Below are 19,383 nucleotides of genomic sequence, written 5' to 3'. Positions count from 1 at the left end.
ATAGTGAATGGTGAATGGTCATTCGCGCTCTCCCTCGAGAGACCGAACGAAAGAAACTAGCCTTTTGCCCAACCGGGTGAAGCTTGGTTCCAAACTTGCGGCCTGCTGCTTGGACAAGAGTCCCACACGCCCGCACAGCATTGTATGCGTTTCCAGTTCCTTCAATGAGCCCTGCGCAATACGAAGGAATTGAGTGAACGGTTGCCTCTGAGCGCGGCCGAACCCTTCCGCAATGTTCGCCGGTATAGAAGGTGCGCATCGCCGCATTTGAGCTGCCAGTCCGTACATTTCCTCGCGCGGAAACCCACGCGTCAAAGCGTAAATGGACTCGGCAATATCCATTGCCTCCTGCCAGACGATGAGATCGCGATAGTCGCGTATCTTTTCCGGCGTCTCGTCCATTCACCATTCACTATTCACCATTCACTGCTTCGCCTTTTCATCCCCCGGCAGCACGTAGTCCGTGCCTTCCCAGGGCGAAAGAAAATCGAAATTGCGGAATTCCTGCTTGAGTTCGACCGGTTCGTAGATCACGCGCTTGGCTTCGTCGTCGTAGCGCACCTCGACGAAGCCGGTCAGCGGGAAATCCTTGCGCAGCGGATATCCTTCAAAGCCGTAGTCGGTGAGGATGCGCCGCAGATCCGGATGACCGGAGAAGAGCACGCCGTAGAGATCATAGGTCTCGCGCTCGTACCAGTCGGCGCCCGGATAGACGGCGGTCAACGACGGCACCAGCGTCTCCTCGTCAGCCTGGACCTTGAGACGAATGCGCACATTCTGCTTCGGCGACAACAGGTGGTAGACGACGTCGAAACGCTTGGCTCGCGACGGATAGTCGGCGCCGCAGATGTCGATGATCGATACGAACTGGCAGCGCGGGTCGTCGCGCAGCAAGGTCGCGACCTCGATCAGGTTTCCCGGCTCGATGCAAACCGTCAGCTCGCGATAAGCAAACACCGTTTCGCCAATGCGGCCGGAGAGCTTCTCGCCGAGATATGTGGAGAGTTCGTTCAACGCCAAGGCCATTGGTTCACCGTTCGATCGTGCCGGTGCGGCGGATCTTCTTCTGCAACAGAAGAATGCCGTAGAGCAGCGCTTCCGCGCTCGGCGGGCAGCCGGGCACATAGATGTCGACCGGCACGATGCGGTCGCAGCCGCGCACCACCGAATAGGAATAGTGATAGTAGCCGCCGCCATTGGCGCACGAACCCATCGAGATGACGTAGCGCGGCTCCGGCATCTGGTCGTAGACCTTGCGCAGCGCCGGCGCCATCTTGTTGGTCAGCGTGCCGGCGACAATCATGATGTCGGACTGGCGCGGAGACGCGCGCGGCGCGACGCCGAACCTCTCCGAGTCGTAGCGCGGCATCGAGGTGTGGATCATCTCGACCGCGCAGCAGGCGAGGCCGAAGGTCATGAACATCAGCGAGCCGCTGCGCGCCCAGGTGATCAGCGCTTCGGTCGAGGTGACAAGGAAACCCTTGTCGGCCAGCTCATTGTTGATCTCGAGGAAGAAGGGATCGTCCTCCCCCACCGGCCTGCCGGTGTTGGGATCGATGATGCCCTTGGGGTTCGGCGCGACGAGGGTGCCTGAACTGTCGTTCAATCCCATTCCAGCGCTCCTTTTTTCCATTCATAGGCAAAGCCGATGGTCAGCACCGCCAGGAACACCATCATCGACCAGAAGCCGAGCATGCCGAGCTTCGAGAACGACACCGCCCAGGGGAACAGGAAGGCGACCTCGAGATCGAAGATGATGAACAGGATCGACACCAGGTAGAAGCGGATGTCGAACTTCATGCGGGCGTCGTCGAATGAATTGAACCCGCATTCATAGGCGGAAAGCTTTTCCGGATCGGGATTGCGGTAGGCCACCAGGAACGGCGCGACGATCAGCGCCAGACCGACAACCATCGCCACTGCGATGAAGAGGACGATGGGCAGATACGAACTTAGGAGTGCGCTCATGCGGCGACTTTCCTTCGGCGGCCAGTTCACTTTGATTACAGCAACGGACTCTAAGGCGGAAGCGTGACAGTTTAACCCGCTGAACCGTTTTAGGTGGCCTATGCTGCGACGCGGCGAGGGTTAGCGCAGCGGTTTCGGCGACGCAAGTCAAACCTTGTTCAAAATCCGGCCTTGGACGCCATATCGGAAGAAACTGGTCCGATCCGCTCCTCTTTGATTTCCTTCAAGTTTTACTCCACTTTTCTCTGCTGACATATCTCCCGCCATTTGCCTGCTAGCATGGTCGGAATCACCGACTGGAAATCCCGGCAAAGGATCAGGGCAAAGTAGTTTGATGAAGGAAAAGATCTCGCTCGCCGCAGCAAGGCGCATCGCGCTCGGCGCGCAGGGTTTCACCGATGCGCGGCCGGCCGCCACGCCCGATCGTCGTCATCTCGCCCGCGTGCTTTCCCGAACTGGCCTGCTGCAGATCGATTCCGTCAGCGCGGTGGTGCGCGCCCATTATATGCCGCTCTATTCGCGCCTCGGCCCCTACCCGCTTGCGCTGCTCGACAACGCTGCCGTCACCCGCAAGCGAACTCTCTTCGAATACTGGGCTCATGAGGCTTCCTTACTGCCGGTCGAGACTTACCCGTTGATGCGCTGGCGCATGCAGCGCGCCGAGCAAGGCGACGAAATGTATCTCGGCCTCGCCAAATGGGGCCGCGAGCGCAAGGCGATGATCGACGAGATCTACGGGCAAGTCGCGGAACGCGGGCCGATCGCCGCCTCCGACATCGAAGGCCACAAGGGCAATGGCGGCTGGTGGGGCTGGAGCGAGGCCAAGCACGCTTTCGAATGGCTGTTCTGGGCCGGGCGCATCACCACCGCCTACCGGCGCGGATTCGAACGCTACTACGACCTGCCGGAGCGCGTTCTGCCGCAGACCGTGCTCGACTTGCCGGTGCCCTCGGTCGAGGACGCGCATCGCGAACTGCTGCGCATTTCAGCGCGCGCGCATGGCATCGCCACCTACAGCGACCTGCGCGACTATTTTCGCCTGGCACCCGGCGACACGAAAGACCGCATCGAAGAGCTTGTTGAAATGGGCGAATTGCTGGCGGTGAAGGTCGAAGGCTGGGACAAGCCCGCCTACCTCCACAAGGACGCCCGTTTTCCGCGCCGCATCGACGCGCGCGCCCTGCTCGCGCCGTTCGATCCCGTCGTCTTCGAACGTAAGCGCACGGAAAAGCTCTTCGGGTTCCGCTACCGCATCGAAATCTACACGCCGGCCGAAAAGCGCCAGTACGGCTACTACGTGCTGCCTTTCCTGCTCGGCGACCGGATCGTCGCCCGCGTCGACCTGAAAGCCGACCGCCCTGCGAGTGTGCTGCGCGTCCACGCCGCTTTTGCCGAAGCCGGCGCTCCCGCCGAAACGGCCGCACAGCTCTTCGATGAGCTGAAACAGATGCAGGCATGGCTCGGCCTGGAGAGCATCGAGGTGACACCGGCCGGCGACCTTGGGCCGGCGTTGGCCGACATCTCGGTGTCGTAGCCGCGCGTTGACAGCCGCGTAGCTCTAAGCCTAAATCCGGGCCAGACGGTCTTCTCCCGGCAAAGGGAGGAGCCAAGAGGGAATGCGGTGCGGGAAATCCCAAATCCGCGGCTGTCCCCGCAACTGTGAGCGACGAGCCTCAGCCGAAAACCACTGGGAATGTTCCCGGGAAGGCGGCGCCAGGCGACGACCCGCGAGCCAGGAGACCTGCCGTCTGAGACATGAGAATCCGATCGCTCGGCGGGTTTTCCGGGCAAGGAGCCTGGTTTGGATCGCAACGTCAGTTTTCCGGCTAATACCGCGGACATTTCGTCCGAACCCCGCGACGCGTTGTCGGAAGTGACCGTCATCGTCTGCTCGTCATGCCGCGATGAGACCGGTTCGGACGCGCATCCGCGCGCCGGCGCCCTCCTTGCCGAGGACACGCGCCGCGCCGCGCCGGACGAGAAAATCCGCATTCGCACCGTCGAATGCCTCGGCAATTGCAAACGCCGCCTGAGCGCGGCGCTGCTGCGCGACGGCTGCTGGAGCTATGTCTTCGGTGACCTGGAAACGACCAGCGGCGCCGACCTGGTTACTGGCGCAAAACTCTTCGCCACTTCGACCGACGGCCTCATCCCGTGGCGCGGCCGTCCCGATTCCCTCAAGCGCGGCCTGGTTGCCCGCCTCCCTCCCCTCGATCTCCTGAAGGACTGATCATGGACGCTTCCGTTTCCCGTGTTCCCTGCACCGTCGTCACCGGCTTTCTCGGCGCCGGCAAGACGACGCTGATCCGCAACCTGCTCGAAAACGCCAAGGGCAAGCGACTGGCGATCATTGTCAACGAATTCGGCGATGTCGGCATCGACGGTGAAATTCTGAAAGGCTGCGGCATCGATACCTGCCCGGAGGAAAATATCGTCGAACTCGCCAATGGCTGCATCTGCTGCACCGTCGCCGACGATTTCGTGCCGGCGCTCGACCAGATCCTGTCGCGCACGCCGAAGGTCGACCACATCCTGATCGAAACCTCCGGCCTCGCTTTGCCGAAGCCGCTCGTCCAGGCCTTCCAGTGGCCGACGGTGAAGAGCCGCGTGACGGTCGATGGTGTCATCGCCGTGGTCGACGGTCCGGCGCTGGCCGACGGCCGCGTCGCCTCCGACATGGACGCCCTGCAGGCGCAGCGCGCCGCCGACGATTCGCTCGACCACGATGATCCGGTCGAAGAGGTGTTCGAGGACCAGATCGCCTGCGCCGACCTCATCATCCTCTCGAAGAGCGATCTGATGGATGCCGCCGGCTCGGAGCGCGCCAACGCCGTTATCGGCGAGCATGTGGCGCGCGCTGTTAAAGTCGTGTCGACCGCGCAGGGCAAGGTCGACCCGTCCGTGCTGCTTGGCCTCGGCCTCGCGGTCGAGGACGATATCGAGAACCGCAAGACCCATCACGACGACGAGCTCGACCATGAGCATGACGATTTCGACTCCTTCGTCATCGATATCCCGTCCATCGCCAGTCCGGATGAGCTGGCAAAGCGCGTCGCCCTTGCCGCCGAGCAGGAAAACGTTCTGCGCGTCAAAGGCTTTGTCGAGGTGGGCGGCAAGCCGATGCGGCTTCTGCTCCAGGCCGTCGGCCCGCGCGTCAACCATTATTACGACCGCGCCTGGATGGCCGAGGATGACCGCCGCTCGCGGCTCGTCGTCATTGGCCTTAAGGGGCTAAACCGCCCGGCGATCGAGCATATCCTCGCCGGCTGAGGCCCATAAGAAGCGATGCATATCCTCACCACGACATCCGCCTCGCTCGACGATCTCGCCGAGCCGATCGACCTCAGGCAGACGCCTGCGGATGTCGTGGCCCTGTCCTTCACCGACAGCGACCTCGCCGGCTTGGCCGCTGCGTGGAAAGCGGACGCCGCGCGGCTGCCCTCGATGCGGCTGGCAGCGCTGCGCGATCTGCGCCATCCGCTGTCGGTCGATCTTTGGATCGACAGCGTCGCCCGCCATGCCAGGGTCGTCCTGGTCCGCATTCTCGGCGGCTACGACTGGTGGCGCTACGGCTGCGATCAGCTCGCAGCGGTGGCGCGCGAGCGAAATATCAAACTGGCGCTGCTGCCGGGCGAAAGCCATGACGAAGACCAGCGGCTGATCGAAGCCTCGACCCTGCCGCGCGTCGAGCTCGACGCCTTGCTTGGCTATTTCCGCGAAGGCGGTCCGGCGAACATGAGCGCACTGGTGCAAAGACTGGCAAGGCTTGCCGGATCGGATGCGGCGGTGGCCGAGCCGGTGAGCGTGCCGAAGGCGGGGTACTATCAGCCGGGATGCGGTGTCGTAGACAAGCTGGAGCTCGCAAGCACCGACGCGCCCATCGTCCCCATGCTCTTCTACCGTTCGATGCTGCTCGCCGCCGATGTCGCACCGATCGATGTCCTGGCGGAGGCATTGCGCTCGCAGGGCATGATGCCCGTGCCGATCTTCGTTTCGAGCCTCAAGGACCCGGTATCGCTGGCCTTTGTCGAAACCGCCTTCGCCTCACTGAACCCCGCAGCCATCGTCACCGCCACAGCCTTCGCCTCCGGTGCCGAGCCTGGCGCCGAAACGCTCTTCGACCGTGCCGGCATGCCCGTGTTCCAGGTCATCGTCGCTACGACGCGGCGAGAGGTCTGGGAGAAAAACCAGCGCGGCCTGGCGCCCGCCGATCTCGCTATGCATGCCGTGCTGCCTGAGCTGGACGGCCGCATTCTGGCCGGCGCGATCTCCTTCAAGGGCGAAATCGAAACCGATCCTGCGCTGGCCTTCCGCGCCTTCGCCAATCGGCCGGAGGCGGATCGCGTCGCGCAGGTCGCCAAGCGCATCGCGGCGTTCATTCGCCTGCAGCGGACCGGGCGAGCATGGCGCAAGCTGGCGATCCTGATCCCGGATTATCCGAGCGCGCCCGGACGGACAGGCTATGCCGTCGGCCTCGACGTGCCGTCGAGTGTGCTCGCCATGCTGCATGGCCTCAAGGAACAGGGCTATGCGGTTAATGGGATTCCACAATCGCCACGGGAGTTGCTGGAAGCGCTGGAGGCGGGTGGACATGGTCTTGCCGTCGAGGATTATCTCACCTTTTCGGCCGAACTACCGAGGGCAGCGCGCGATGCAGTAGAGGCCGCGTGGGGCAAGGCAGAAGGGATAGGTTCGCGCGAGGCACCCCCCTCTGTCCTGCCAGACGTGGGCGGCAGGACAGAGGGGGGCGCGACGGAACGCCAGCCTTCGCAGCTAGCGGGCGAAACAACCTTCCCCTTCCGCGCCGCCACCTTCGGCAACGTCACCGTGGCGCTGGCCCCCGACCGCGGCCGCTCCGCAGACCGCCGCGCCGACTACCACGACCCGACCCTTCCCCCGCGCCACGAGCTGATCGCCTTCGGCCTATGGCTGCAAAAGTCCCTTGGCGTCCACGCCATCGTCCATGTCGGCGCGCATGGCACGCTCGAATGGCTTCCCGGCAAGACGGTCGCGCTCTCCGATACCTGCTTTCCCGAGATCGTCACCGGTTCGTTGCCGGTTGTCTATCCCTTCATCGTCTCCAATCCCGGCGAGGCGGCGCAGGCCAAGCGCCGCGTCTCGGCCGTCACGCTTGGCCACCTGCCGCCGCCGCTGACCGGCGCCGGCCTCGATCAGGCTCAACAGAAGCTCGAAAGGTTGGTGGACGAATATGCCCAGGCTGACGGCCTCGACCGCCGCCGCCGCGACCGACTTGCAAAGCTGATCGTCGAAACGGCGCAGGAGACAGGCCTCGCTTCTGAAGCCGGCGTGGCCAAAACCGATGCGCCGGACGAGGCGCTGCGCCGCATCGACGCCTGGCTGTGCGATCTCAAGGATTTCGCCGTCAAGGACGGACTGCATGTCTATGGCCGCACGCCGGAAGACGAAGCCGATCCGCTGCGCCGCCAAAGCGCCGAGACCGAAAAAACCGCCCTGCTCGCCGCCCTCGACGGGCGCCACATCAAGGCCGGACCGGCAGGCGCGCCGGCGCGCGGCCGCTCCGACGTTCTGCCCACCGGCCGCAACCTTTTCACCTCCGATCCGCGCACCATGCCGACGCCGACCGCCTACGATCTTGGGCAGGCGGCGGCGGAAGAAGTTGTGCGCAGCTACATGCAAAGCCATGGCGACTGGCCCCGCTCGCTGGTCATCGACCTTTGGGGCTCCGCCTCGCTGCGCACCGGCGGCGAGGAGATCGGCCAAGGCCTCGCGCTGATGGGCTGCCGGCCGCAATGGGATGCCGCTACGGGTCGCGTCACTGGCATCGAGGTGCTGCCGCCGGCCGCGCTTGGCCGCCCGCGCGTCGACGTCACCTGGCGCATCTCCGGCCTGTTCCGCGACATGTTCCCGACCCAGATCGCGCTTATCGATGCCGCCGCCAGTGCCGTCGCCGGCCGCGATGAGGACGATTCCGAAAATCCCCTTGCAGCCGCGAGTCGCGCCGCAGGCAAGGTCGGACTACGTATTTTCGGCACCTCGCCCGGCACCTATGGCGCCGGCGTCGAGGAATTGCTGTCGCGCGGCGAATGGAGCGCGCGCGAAGAGATCGGCCGCGCTTACCTCGAGGCTACATCGCATGCCTATGGCGGCCCCGAAGGCGAAGCGATCTCCGCCCCCGGCGCCTTCGAAGGCCGCATCGCCGAGGCCGACCTGCTCGTCCATACCGGCGACGATCCGGGGCGCGACATCCTCGAAGGTTCGGCCGACGTCGCCTTCATCGGCGGATTTTCGGCCGCTCTTGCCGCGCTCGGCCGAAATGCCGACGTCATCGTGCTCGACACGACCGATCCCAGCAAGCCGAAGCCACGCTCGGTCGGCGAAGCGGTGGCCAGAGTGGTCCGCGCTCGCGCGGTCAATCCGCGCTTCATTGCCGGGCAGATGCGCCACGGCCCCCGCGGCGCCTCGGAATTCGCCGAGACGGTCGACCGCCTGGTCGGATTCGCCGAGACCACGCATGCCGTTTCAGGCGCTCTGATCGAGGCGGTGCACGACGCCTACATCGGCGATGCGGAAGTCCGTGCCTTCCTGCTGCGCGAAAACCCGGCCGCAGCAAAAGTCATCGCCGAGCGTTTCCTTGCTGCGCGGCGTCGCGGCCTCTGGCACCCGCTCAGGAATTCCATCGATGACGATCTCGCGGCTTTAATCGCCGAGGCCCAGGCATGCGGGTTGGCGGCATGAACGCCTTCTCGCGCCGCGGCGCCTGCCCCGCCTTGTCCGCACCGATGCAGACTGGCGACGGCCTGCTGGTGCGGCTCAATCCGGTTGCTGGAGGACTTGCGCCCAAGTCGCTGATCGGTCTCTGCGAATCCGCCTTGCGCCACGGCAACGGCATCATGGAAGTGACCGCCCGCGGCAGCCTGCAGATCCGCGGACTGAGCCCGGACAGGGCTGGCCTGCTGGCGGCGGAAGTGGATGCGCTGGGCATCGCGGTGCGGACGGGCGTGCCGGTGGAGACCGGACCGCTCGCGGGCATCGACCCGCAGGAGATTGCAGATCCGCGCCCGTTGGCTGAGCAGGCCGGTGCCGCGATTGAAGACGCTGGGCTGACGGCAAGGCTGGGACCGAAGGTGTCGGTGGTTGTCGACGGCGGCGGGCAACTGACGATGGACGCGGTGTCGGCTGACGTGCGGCTGAAGGCGGTGCGGGCTGAGGGCGAAGTTCTCTGGCGCGTATCGGTTGCCGGTGACGCGTTTAGTGCAACGCTGCTCGAGACGGTCGATGCTGATGCCGCCCGCGACATTGCCGTGGCGGCACTCAGAATGGTTGCGGAAAAGGGCCGCGCGGCGCACACCCGCGATTTGTCTGAGCGGCAACTAGCCTCTCTCGCAGGTTGGCATTGCTTCGCGCCCCCCTCTGTCCTGCCGGACATCTCCCCCACAAGGGGGGAGATCGAACACTTCTCTCCGCTTTCGCCAATCGCCAAGGTCGAGCCGACCACCAAGGTGGCAGGTGGAGCGCCATCGGCGGAGCTGCCAATCTCCCCCCTTGTGGGGGAGATGTCCGGCAGGACAGAGGGGGGCGCCGTAGAACGCCCTCGCTCGCCGATTGGCCTTTTCAACCTTGGCGCCGGCCACGCCCTCGGCATCGGCCTGCCGTTCGGCAGCATGGCGGCGCAGCCCCTTCTCGAACTCGCAGGGCAAGCCCTGCAACTCGGCTCGACCGAAATCCGCCTGGCGCCCGGCCGCGCCCTCCTTTTCCTCGGCCTCACCGAGTCCGCCAGCGCCTCGCTCCAAGCCTCCGCATCCGCCCTCGGCTTCGTCACTTCTCCCGTCGACCCGCGCACCCGCATCGCCGCCTGTCCGGGAACGCCGGCCTGCGCCTCTGGCCGCATCGCCACCCGTGCCATCGCCGAGACCATCGCCAGCGAAAGCGCCGACCTCTTCGATGCCTCGCTCACACTCCACATTTCCGGCTGCGCCAAGGGCTGCGCCCATCCGGGCCAGGCGGCGCTCACAATCGTCGGCGACGAAAACGGAGCCGGACTTGTCGTGGACGGGACGGCAAAGGCCCTTCCTGCCGGATACAGGCCGGGCTATGACGCCGCGCGCGGGGTCGCCGGCATTGCGGCGGCGATCCGCAACGCACGGCATCCCGGCGAGACTGCCGCCGCTTGCCTCACAAGGCTCGGCGCGACCGAGATCGCCGAACTCTATCGACGGAACTGAAGAATGGCCGCCTACGACTATATCCATGACGGGATGGCGATCTACGAGCGCTCTTTCGCCATCATCCGCGCCGAGACGGACCTGTCGCGCTTCTCCGAGGCGGAGGCCGATGTCGCGATCCGCATGATCCACGCATGCGGCCAGGTCGAGGCAGCCAGCCATTTCGTTTTCTCCAACGATTTCGCCGCTGCCGGACGGACCGCCCTCGCCGCCGGCGCGCCAATCTTCTGCGATGCCGAGATGGTCGCCCACGGCGTGACCCGAGCCCGCCTGCCGGCCGGCAACGAGGTGATCTGCACGCTGCGCGACCCGCGCACGGCCGAAATCGCCAAGGAAATCGGCAACACGCGCTCGGCCGCCGCGATCGACCTCTGGGGCGAGCGCATGGCCGGTTCCGTCGTCGCTATCGGCAATGCGCCGACCGCGCTGTTCTATCTGCTCGAAAAACTGCGCGACGGCGCGCCGAAGCCGGCCGCCATCATCGGCATGCCGGTTGGTTTCGTCGGCGCCGCCGAATCCAAGGACGCGCTGGCGGAAAACTCCTACGGCGTGCCTTACGCCATCGTGCGCGGCAGGCTGGGCGGCAGCGCCATGACGGCGGCAGCCCTCAACGCATTGGCGAGGCCGGGCCTGTGAACGCTTTCGGCAAAGGCCGGCTCGTCGGCGTCGGCACCGGTCCCGGCGATCCGGAGCTGCTGACGCTGAAGGCAGCGCGCGCGCTGGCCGAGGCTGACGTGGTCGCCTATTTCGCCAAGCGCGGCAACAACAGCAACGCGCGCGCCATCGTCGAGGCGCGCTTCCGCCCGGATATGGTCGAGCTGCCGCTGCTCTATCCGGTGACGACCGAGATTGACAAGGATCACGAGGACTATCGCTCGCAGATCACCGATTTCTACGAACAGTCCGCCGAACAGGTCGCCGAACATCTCGGCGCCGGCAAGACGGTGGCGGTGCTGTCGGAGGGCGATCCGCTTTTCTACGGCTCCTACATGCATCTGCATGTGCGCCTCTCGCACCGATTCCCGACCGAGGTCATTCCCGGTATCACCGCCATGTCCGGCTGTTGGTCGGCGACCGGCCTGCCGATCGTCCAGGGCGACGATGTGCTGACCGTGTTGCCGGGCACGATGAGCGAATTCGAGCTGACGCGACGGCTGGCCGATACCGATGCCGCCGTCATCATGAAAGTCGGCCGCAACCTGCCGAAGATCCGCCGCGCGCTGGAAGCGACCGGCAAGCTGGCGAAGGCCATCTATGTCGAGCGAGGCACCATGCCGGGCAGCGTCTCGATGCGGCTCGCGGAAAAGCAAGACGACAAGGCGCCCTATTTCGCCATTGTGCTGGTCGCTGGCTGGTCCGCCCGTCCCGGAGCCCCCGGAGCAAAGCCATGAGCGGCCGCCTCACCGTGATCGGCCTCGGTCCCGGCAATGCCGATCAGGTCACGCCGCAGGCTGCCAACGCCGTCGCCGAGGCTTCCTTCTTCTATGGCTACAAACCGTATCTCGACCGGCTCGAGCTCCGACAGGACCAGACCCGCATCGCCTCCGACAATCGCGAAGAGCTAGCCCGCTCCAACGACGCGCTGGCCAAGGCAGCCGAAGGCCACAGCGTCGCCGTCGTGTCCGGCGGTGACCCCGGCGTATTCGCCATGGCGGCCGCCGTCTGCGAGGCGATCGAAGCCGGTCCGCAAGAATGGAGGTCGATCGACCTCGCGGTCGTCCCCGGCGTCACCGCCATGCTGGCGGTCGCCGCCCGCATCGGGGCGCCGCTCGGCCATGATTTCTGCGCCATCTCGCTCTCCGACAATCTAAAACCCTGGGAGCTGATCGAGCTGCGCCTGCTGGCGGCAGCCGGCGCCGGTTTCGTCATCGCGCTCTACAATCCGATCAGCAAGGCCCGCCCATGGCAGCTCGGCCGCGCCTTCGAATGCCTGAAGGCTATTCTGCCGGGCACCACACCCGTGATCTTCGGACGCGCCGCCGGCCGGCCCGATGAGCGCATCGAGGTGTTTCTGCTGGCCGACGCCGATGCGGTAAAGGCCGACATGTCGACCTGCATCATCATCGGCTCGCCCGAGACCCGGATCATCAGGCGCGGCGAACAGCCCGCGCTGGTCTACACGCCGCGTTCGGCAACTGGGTCGAAAAAATGATCGACCATCGCAGCCAGCTGATCGACGGTCTCGGCCGACGCAACGTCCGGCAGCGGCGGCCTGCGCACCATGATCACCTCGATGCCGAGCGCGCGCGCCGCGGCGATCTTGCCGTAGGTCGCCTCGCCGCCGCTGTTCTTCGAAACGATGGTATCGATGGCGTATTTTTCAAGCAGCGCGCGCTCGTCCGCTTCGGGGAACGGCCCGCGCGCCAGAAGGTAAACTGCGTCGGGCACAGTGAGCTTCGGCTCGATCGGGTCGACGCTGCGAATGAGATACCGATGCTGCGGAGCGGTCTCGAACGCGCCGGCTTCCTGCCGGCCGATCGCCAGCAAGACACGTCGCGGCGCCGTGCCAAGCGCCTTGGCCGCTTCAGCGACGCTCTCCACCAGAGTCCAGCGATCACCCGCGACAGGCTCCCAGCCGGCACGCCGCAGCGCAACGATCGACACGCCAGTTTGCCTGGCTGCATCGGCCGCGTTGGCCGATATACGGGCGGCGTATGGATGCGTGGCGTCGATCACCAGATCGACCTGTTCCTGATGGAGATAGGCGGCCAATCCCTCCACGCCGCCAAAGCCGCCGGTACGCACGGGCACGCCTTGCGCCATAGGGCTTTCGGTGCGGCCGGCGAGCGACAGCATGATCGAGAGATCCTCCCGGCGAGCCAGCTTGCCCGCCAGCTGCCGGGCCTCCGTGGTTCCGCCGAGAATCAGAATACGGTAGGTCATCATGCCTGCTGAGGGTTCGCGCGCTGCCAAGCCGGTCTCAAGATGGCTGACCATCGTCGGCATCGGCGAGGACGGTGTAGCGGGTCTGGGCGACGAGGCCAAGCGCAGGATCGCCGAGGCCGAAGTCATCTTTGGCGGCAAGCGGCACCTCGCGCTCGTCTCAGGCCTGGCCAAGGGCAAGGCGCGACCGTGGCCGACGCCGTTCGATGCCGAGATGGAAGCCGTGCTGGCGCTCGAAGGCAAAAGCGTCTGCGTGCTGGCTTCCGGCGACCCGTTCTTCCACGGCGTCGGCGTCACGCTGGCGCGCAAGGTGAAACCGGATGAGATGCTCGTCCTGCCGGCGCCGTCATCGCTGTCGCTAGCCGCCTCCCGCCTCGGCTGGGCGCTGCAGGATGTCGAAACCATCTCGTTGCATGGCCACTCGATCGACCTCATCCGCCCCCTGCTCCACCCCGGCGCACGTATCCTTGCGCTCACATCCGACAGCGACGCGCCGGCCGCCATCGCCGCGCTCCTCGACGAACTCGGCTTCGGTCCGTCGCGGTTGACAGTTCTCGAAGCGCTTGGCGGCCAGAACGAAACGCGCCACGCTGTCCGCGCCGACGCCTTCGATCTCAAAATCATCAATCCGCTCAACGTGCTGGCGCTCGAAATAGAATCGACGCCGGATGCGCGCATCCTGCCGTTGACCGTCGGCCTTGCCGATCATCTGTTCGAGCATGACGGCCAGATCACCAAGCGCGAGATCCGCGCCATGACGCTGTCGGCGCTGGCGCCGCGGCGCGGCGAATTGCTGTGGGATATCGGTGCCGGATCCGGCTCGATCGGCATCGAATGGATGCTGGCTCACCCTTCGATGCGGGCGATTGCCATCGAAGCTGATACCGAGCGCGCCGCCCGCATCCATCGCAACGCCGCGCATTGCGGCGTGCCCGGTCTCGTCGTCATCGAAGGCTCGGCGCCGAAAGCGCTGGCAACACTGGAGACACCAGACGCCATTTTCATTGGCGGCGGCGGCAGCGATGCCGGCGTGCTGGAGACGGCGATCGAGGGCCTGCGTGCCGGCGGGCGGTTGGTCGCCAATGCTGTGACGCTGGAAATGGAGGCACTGCTGCTTGACCAGCATACCAGGCGCGGCGGCGACCTTCTGCGCATCGCCCTCTCGCGTGCGGCGCCCGTCGGATCCATGCAAGCCTGGCGTCCGGCCATGCCGGTCATGCAATGGAGCTGGGTAAAGCCATGATGGTCGCGGGCATCGGCAGCCGGAAGGGTGTGACGGCGGGCGACGTCCGAGCCGCGATCGAGACCGCGCTCGAGGCCCATGGGCTGGCGATCACCGCGCTTTCCGTACTGGCGACCGGCGAAATGAAGCGCAACGAGCAAGCGATCTTTCTTGCCGGTCGCGATCTCGACCTGCCGGTGCTCGTCGTCTCCGACGAAGCCTTGCAAGCCGCCTCGTCCGGCACGATCAGCCAATCCGAATGGTCGCAGGCTCATGCGGGCACGCCGTCGGTTTCGGAAGCGTCGGCCCTGGCCGCGGCCGGCAAAGAGGCGAAACTGCTTGGACCGCGTACGGTACTTGGTCCTGTTACCTGCGCCATCGCCCTTGGTGGAGGCACAAAATGACCGTCCATTTCATCGGCGCCGGCCCTGGTGCTGCCGACCTCATCACCTTGCGCGGCAGCCGCCTGCTGGCGTCCTGCCCGGTCTGCCTCTATGCCGGCTCGATCGTCGCGCCGGAACTGCTCGAACACTGCGCGCCCGGCACAAAACTGATCGACACCGCGCCGATGTCGCTCGACGAGATCGAGGCCGAATATCTTGCCGCTCATAAAGCCGGCCAGGACGTCGCGCGCCTGCATTCCGGCGATCTTTCGGTGTGGAGCGCTATCGCGGAGCAGATCCGGCGGCTGGAAAAGCAGAACATTCCCTACACGCTGACGCCCGGCGTGCCTTCCTTCGCGGCGGCGGCGGCGGCGCTGCGCCGCGAGCTTACCATTCCCGAGCTCGCGCAAAGCCTTGTGCTGACCCGCATTTCCGGCCGCGCCTCGAAAATGCCGCCCGGCGAGACGCTTGCCGGCTTCGGCCGCACCGGTGCAACTCTAGCCATCCATCTCGCTATCCATGCCATCGACCGCATCGTTGCCGAACTGACGCCGCTCTACGGCGTAGAATGCCCAGTGGCGGTCGTCTTCCGCGCTTCCTGGCCGGACGAGCGCATTCTGACCGGTACGCTGGGCACGATCGAGGCGCAGCTTGCGGAAAATCCGATGGAGCGCACGGCGATCATCTTCGTCGGCAGCGCCTTGGCCGCGCAGGATTTCGGCGAGAGCTCACTTTACGACGCCCACTACCAGCGGCGTTTTCGCGGACGGGACGGATTGTGAACGCCAGCACCAACAGAAACGGACGGGCAACGGTCGAGCAGGCGCTGGCGCGGCTGAAGTTCAAGCCGCGCGCGCTGGAGCCCGGCCATGTCTGGCTGACCGGCGCCGGCCCCGGCGATCCCGGCTGCCTGACGCTGGAGGTTCTGGCGGCACTCGGGCAATGCGATGCGCTGGTCTATGACGCGCTGGTCTCGCCCGATGTCGTCGCGGTTGCTGCAGGTGCGGAGCTCTTCTACGCCGGGAAACGCGGCGGCCAGCCCTCGATGAAGCAGGACGACATCAACGCCCTGCTCGTGCGGCTGGCGCGCCAGGGCCGCCGCATCGTGCGGCTCAAGGGCGGGGACCCCTATATTTTCGGCCGCGGCGGCGAAGAGGCGTTGTCGCTGGCACGGGAAAACATACCATTTCGGGTGCTCTCCGGCCTCACCTCCGGTCTCAGCGCATTGGCCGCCACCGGCATTCCCGCCACCATGCGCGGCATCAACAAGGCGGTCATCCTTGCCACAGGCCATGCGGCGGGCACCGATGACGACATCGACTGGGCCGCGATCGCGCGCACCGGCCAGCCGGTCGTCATCTATATGGGCATGGCCAATCTGCCCGTTATAGCGGCAAAGCTGCTCAGCGGCGGCCTCGCGCCGTCGACGCCTGCCGCCGTGATCGTCGCCGCGACCACGCCGCAGGAGCGCATCGTTGTCGCCACGCTCGCCACAATCGCCGCGGAGGCCTCTGCTGCCGGGCTCGCATCCCCGGCGCTGATTGTCGTCGGCGGTATCGTCGCGATGCGCGCGGCACTGGCGGGCGAGGCATGACGGCGCGCGCGATCATCATCGGCGCGCCGCGCTCCGGCTCGGGCAAGACCAGCGTCACCATCGGCCTATTGCGCGCGCTTGCCCGGCGCGGGGTGAAGGTGCGCGGCGCGAAGTCCGGACCGGACTATATCGATCCCGGCTTCCACGCCGCCGCCACCGGCCTTTCCGGCGTCAATCTCGACAGCTGGGCAATGCCGCCTTCCCTGCTCAACGCGCTAGCGGACCAAGCAGCGGACGATGCCGAATACGTCATCCTCGAAAGCGCGATGGGTCTGTTCGACGGCATTCCCGCGCCCGAAGGTCGTTCGGGCTCCGCCGCCGATCTCGCTCGCCTCTATCATTTGCCGGTGCTTCTGGTGCTCGACGTTTCCGGACAATCGACCACGGCCGCCGCGGTAGCCAAGGGTTTTGCCACATACAATCCCGATGTGCGCATGGCCGGCGTCGTGCTCAACCGGCTCGGCAGCGAGCGCCATCGCCGGCTGTCGGCTGACGCCATCGAGGCGATCGGCTTGCCGGTGGTCGGCGCCATCATGCGCGATCCGACGCTCAACCTGCCGGAACGGCATCTCGGCCTTGTACAAGCCGGCGAATACGAGAATCTGATGGCGCATCTCGACCGGCTGGCCGACGTGGTCGAGAAGTCCCTCGATATCGACGCCATTCTCGCGCTGGCGTCTCCTCTTGAACCCGCGGCCGGCGACTTCGGCGAGGCATTGCAGCCGCCAGGCCAGCGCATTGCGCTGGCAGAGGACGCCGCCTTCACCTTCCTCTACCCGCATGTGGCCAGACACTGGCGAGACGCCGGCGCCGAGATCGTGCCCTTCTCCCCTCTCGCCGACGAAGCTCCCGCCGAAGACTGCGATGTCTGCTGGCTGCCGGGCGGCTATCCCGAGCTGCATGCCGGCAAGCTTGCGGCCGCTGGCAACTTCCGTGCGGGAACGGCCCGCTTCGCCGCGACGAAGCCCGTCCATGGCGAGTGCGGCGGCTTCATGGTGCTGGGCGAGGCGCTGGAGGATGCGGACGGCGAGAGCCATAAAATGCTCGGCCTGCTTGGCCATTCGACAAGCTTCACCAGGCGCAAGATGAACCTCGGCTATCGCGAGGCGCGGCTGCGCGCCGGATGTCCGCTCGGATGCGAAGGCACGCTCATCCGCGGCCATGAATTCCACTATGCGCAGATGACCGCAACCGGCAATGACGAGCCGCTGGCGGACCTCGCCGACGGCCAAGGCAATCCGCTTGGGGCGTCGGGTTACCGGCGCGGCCATGTCAGCGGCACTTTCTTCCACGCCATAGCGAGGGGCGCATGAGCGGCCTTTCCGAGCCTCGGCAATTGCTGGACGACATAGGCCTCACCCTTGTCTTCTTCACACGGCTGAGGCTGCCGTCGAGCGATTTCGGCCGCCGCAGCCTTGCCGAAGCGATCTGGGCGGCACCCTTTGCCGGTCTCGCTGTCGCCGTCATCGGCGCGCTTGTCTACGCCATCGTTGTCGCCCTGGGCCTCGCCGCCGGTCCGGCTGCGGCGCTCGCGCTTGCAGCGACGATGCTTGTCACCGGCTGCCTGCACGAAGACGGGCTCTCCGATATCGCCGATGGATTCGGCGGCGGCAGGACGCGCGAGAAGAAGCTGGAAATCATGCGCGACAGCCGCATCGGCGCCTATGGCGCCGCGGCGCTCGGCATGTCGCTGCTCATCCGCTGGAGCGCGCTTTCGGAACTGGCCGGCCCTGGCCATATCTTCCTGGCGCTGTTGGCAGCGCACGCCGCCTCGCGCGGCCTGTTCGGCGCCTTCATGCATCTTCTGCCGCCGGCCCGCACTGATGGCCTATCGGCCGACGCAGGCTCGGTCACTGCCGAAACCGGCGTCGTTGGCGCCGCACTCGGAACCGTGGCCCTGCTGGCGCTCGGTCACGGCGGCGCAATTGCCGCTTTCATCCTGCTTGGCCTGCTGTTTGCCGCCTTCCGCGCGCTATGCCTCAGCCAGATCGGCGGCCAGACCGGCGACACGATCGGCGCGCTGCAGCAGCTCGGCGAGATCGCCGTGCTGCTTGTCGCTTCCGTTTGCCTTTCCTGACCCTCTTTCGGAGACCATGCCCTCATGTCCCCTCAAACAACTTCGTTCAAATCGCTCGAAGACCTTCGCGCCGCCTGCCTCGATCTGCCGGCCGGCAGCGATGCGGCCGCCGGCGCCGTCGCACGCCGTCAGGACACGCTGACCAAGCCGCAGGGCAGCCTCGGCCGTCTGGAAACGATCGCCGCCTGGCTGGGCCGCTGGCAGGGCCGCGACATGCCAAAGCTCGACGCGGTCAAAGTCTTCGTCTTTGCCGGCAATCATGGCGTCACCGCGCAGGGCGTGTCGGCCTATCCTTCGGAAGTCACTGTGCAGATGGTGGCGAACTTTGCCGGCGGCGGCGCTGCCATCAACCAGCTGGCCCGCATTGCCGGCGCAAAGCTGGACGTCATCCCGCTCGATCTCGACCACCCGACCGGCGATTTCACGCAAGCGCCGGCGATGGACGAGCAGACGTTCCTCGCTGCGGTCTCGGCCGGCTACGACGCGGTGACCAACGATCTCGATCTCGTCTGCTTCGGCGAGATGGGCATCGGCAACACCACGCCGGCAGCAGCAATCTCGGCCGCCCTCTTCGGCGGCGGCGCGGAAAAATGGACCGGCCGCGGCACCGGGGTCGATGATGCCGGATTGATCCGCAAGATCACCGCCATAGAGGCGGGCCTGAAGCGCCATGCCGATTCGCTCGCCGATCCCCTCAGGATCGCCGCAGCGCTTGGCGGACGCGAGCTTGCGGCGATCTTCGGCGCCACACTGGCCGCGCGCCGCAACAACGTGCCGGTGTTGCTCGACGGCTTCGTCTGCACCGCCGCTGTGGCGCCGCTGGCAAGGCTGCACCCGACCGGGCTGGCGCACACCATCGCCGCCCACGTCTCGGCCGAAGCCGGCCACCGCCGCCTGCTCGAAGCGCTTGGTCTGCCGCCGCTGCTCGATCTCGGCATGCGGCTCGGCGAAGGCTCCGGCGCCTGCCTTGCCGTCAACGTCGTCCGCTCTGCGCTGGAATGCCATGCCAGGATGGCGAGCTTCGCCGAGGCCGGCGTATCGGAAAAATAAGC

The 19,383-nt window shown here is 66.1% G+C and carries 20 protein-coding genes and 1 riboswitch; of the genes, 15 read left to right on the top strand and 5 right to left on the bottom strand.

Annotation, left to right across the window (positions count from 1 at the left end):
* Positions 1-18: 18 nt before the first annotated feature.
* From CK220_RS16940 to CK220_RS16925, 4 genes are read right to left on the bottom strand one after another with little or no spacing between them, the layout of a single operon-like run.
* On the bottom strand, positions 19-402 hold the full coding sequence (locus CK220_RS16940; RefSeq protein WP_095812622.1) for a four helix bundle protein: 384 nt from the start codon (positions 400-402) through the stop codon (positions 19-21).
* Between the two features lie 21 nt (positions 403-423).
* Positions 424-1,026 carry an NADH-quinone oxidoreductase subunit C gene (locus tag CK220_RS16935; protein WP_095812621.1) on the bottom strand — a complete coding sequence of 201 codons (603 nt, stop codon included), beginning with the start codon at positions 1,024-1,026 and terminating at the stop codon, positions 424-426.
* 4 nt (positions 1,027-1,030) lie between these two features.
* Complete coding sequence (locus tag CK220_RS16930; RefSeq protein ID WP_095812620.1) at positions 1,031-1,612, bottom strand: NADH-quinone oxidoreductase subunit B; 582 nt, start codon at positions 1,610-1,612, stop codon at positions 1,031-1,033.
* Positions 1,603-1,968, bottom strand: coding sequence for an NADH-quinone oxidoreductase subunit A (locus tag CK220_RS16925; RefSeq protein ID WP_027169002.1), 366 nt, complete (start codon positions 1,966-1,968; stop codon positions 1,603-1,605). Before CK220_RS16925 ends, CK220_RS16930 begins: the two co-directional genes overlap by 10 nt.
* Positions 1,969-2,302: 334 nt before the next feature.
* On the opposite strand from CK220_RS16925, the gene CK220_RS16920 reads away from it, so the two are divergent.
* The 8 genes from CK220_RS16920 (at position 2,303) to CK220_RS16885 (ending at position 12,324) form a co-directional block, all read left to right on the top strand.
* Positions 2,303-3,502: a winged helix-turn-helix domain-containing protein gene (locus tag CK220_RS16920; protein ID WP_095812619.1), complete on the top strand. Its 1,200-nt coding sequence runs from the start codon at positions 2,303-2,305 to the stop codon at positions 3,500-3,502.
* A 29-nt stretch (positions 3,503-3,531) separates the two neighbouring features.
* Positions 3,532-3,732: riboswitch (cobalamin riboswitch) on the top strand.
* A gap of 37 nt (positions 3,733-3,769) precedes the next feature.
* A complete protein-coding gene (locus CK220_RS16915; protein ID WP_095812618.1) occupies positions 3,770-4,198 on the top strand; it encodes a DUF1636 family protein in 429 nt (142 codons plus the stop codon).
* Positions 4,199-4,200: 2 nt separating this feature from the next.
* Positions 4,201-5,238, top strand: coding sequence for a cobalamin biosynthesis protein CobW (gene cobW, locus CK220_RS16910; RefSeq protein ID WP_095812617.1), 1,038 nt, complete (start codon positions 4,201-4,203; stop codon positions 5,236-5,238).
* 15 nt (positions 5,239-5,253) lie between these two features.
* Positions 5,254-8,685, top strand: coding sequence for a cobaltochelatase subunit CobN (gene cobN / locus CK220_RS16905; protein WP_095812616.1), 3,432 nt, complete (start codon positions 5,254-5,256; stop codon positions 8,683-8,685).
* Complete coding sequence (cobG, locus tag CK220_RS16900; RefSeq protein ID WP_095812665.1) at positions 8,682-10,172, top strand: precorrin-3B synthase; 1,491 nt, start codon at positions 8,682-8,684, stop codon at positions 10,170-10,172. Before cobN ends, cobG begins: the two co-directional genes overlap by 4 nt.
* Before the next feature lie 3 nt (positions 10,173-10,175).
* Entirely contained in the window at positions 10,176-10,808 is a 633-nt protein-coding gene (locus CK220_RS16895) for a precorrin-8X methylmutase (RefSeq protein ID WP_095812615.1), read from the top strand.
* On the top strand, positions 10,805-11,563 hold the full coding sequence (locus CK220_RS16890; RefSeq protein ID WP_095812614.1) for a precorrin-2 C(20)-methyltransferase: 759 nt from the start codon (positions 10,805-10,807) through the stop codon (positions 11,561-11,563). Before CK220_RS16895 ends, CK220_RS16890 begins: the two co-directional genes overlap by 4 nt.
* Positions 11,560-12,324, top strand: a complete 765-nt coding sequence (locus CK220_RS16885) for a precorrin-3B C(17)-methyltransferase (protein ID WP_095812613.1) — start codon at positions 11,560-11,562, stop codon at positions 12,322-12,324. Before CK220_RS16890 ends, CK220_RS16885 begins: the two co-directional genes overlap by 4 nt.
* Here the strand turns inward: CK220_RS16885 and CK220_RS16880 are convergent.
* Entirely contained in the window at positions 12,288-13,055 is a 768-nt protein-coding gene (locus CK220_RS16880) for a cobalt-precorrin-6A reductase (protein WP_095812664.1), read from the bottom strand. The genes CK220_RS16885 and CK220_RS16880 overlap by 37 nt on opposite strands.
* A 1-nt stretch (position 13,056) precedes the next feature.
* Between CK220_RS16880 and cbiE the strand changes: the two genes are divergently transcribed.
* From cbiE to cobT, 7 genes are read left to right on the top strand one after another with little or no spacing between them, the layout of a single operon-like run.
* Entirely contained in the window at positions 13,057-14,298 is a 1,242-nt protein-coding gene (cbiE, locus tag CK220_RS16875; protein ID WP_095812612.1) for a precorrin-6y C5,15-methyltransferase (decarboxylating) subunit CbiE, read from the top strand.
* Positions 14,295-14,681, top strand: a complete 387-nt coding sequence (locus CK220_RS16870) for a cobalamin biosynthesis protein (protein WP_095812611.1) — start codon at positions 14,295-14,297, stop codon at positions 14,679-14,681. The genes cbiE and CK220_RS16870 overlap by 4 nt, the downstream gene beginning before the upstream one ends.
* On the top strand, positions 14,678-15,442 hold the full coding sequence (cobM, locus tag CK220_RS16865; protein ID WP_095812610.1) for a precorrin-4 C(11)-methyltransferase: 765 nt from the start codon (positions 14,678-14,680) through the stop codon (positions 15,440-15,442). Before CK220_RS16870 ends, cobM begins: the two co-directional genes overlap by 4 nt.
* On the top strand, positions 15,436-16,254 hold the full coding sequence (gene cobA / locus CK220_RS16860) for a uroporphyrinogen-III C-methyltransferase (RefSeq protein WP_095812663.1): 819 nt from the start codon (positions 15,436-15,438) through the stop codon (positions 16,252-16,254). The genes cobM and cobA overlap by 7 nt, the downstream gene beginning before the upstream one ends.
* Positions 16,251-17,567, top strand: a complete 1,317-nt coding sequence (locus CK220_RS16855) for a cobyrinate a,c-diamide synthase (RefSeq protein WP_095812609.1) — start codon at positions 16,251-16,253, stop codon at positions 17,565-17,567. Before cobA ends, CK220_RS16855 begins: the two co-directional genes overlap by 4 nt.
* On the top strand, positions 17,564-18,331 hold the full coding sequence (locus CK220_RS16850) for an adenosylcobinamide-GDP ribazoletransferase (RefSeq protein ID WP_095812608.1): 768 nt from the start codon (positions 17,564-17,566) through the stop codon (positions 18,329-18,331). Before CK220_RS16855 ends, CK220_RS16850 begins: the two co-directional genes overlap by 4 nt.
* Before the next feature lie 24 nt (positions 18,332-18,355).
* The gene (gene cobT, locus CK220_RS16845) at positions 18,356-19,381 is read left to right on the top strand and encodes a nicotinate-nucleotide--dimethylbenzimidazole phosphoribosyltransferase (RefSeq protein WP_095812607.1); all 1,026 of its coding nucleotides are present in this window, start codon (positions 18,356-18,358) and stop codon (positions 19,379-19,381) included.
* Positions 19,382-19,383: the final 2 nt, after the last annotated feature.

Origin of the sequence: Mesorhizobium sp. WSM3860 (assembly GCF_002294995.1) — a bacterium.
Classification (GTDB): Bacteria; Pseudomonadota; Alphaproteobacteria; order Rhizobiales; family Rhizobiaceae; genus Mesorhizobium.
Note: the sequence above shows the minus strand (reverse complement) of the source record. Positions and strands in the feature narration are given on the sequence as shown.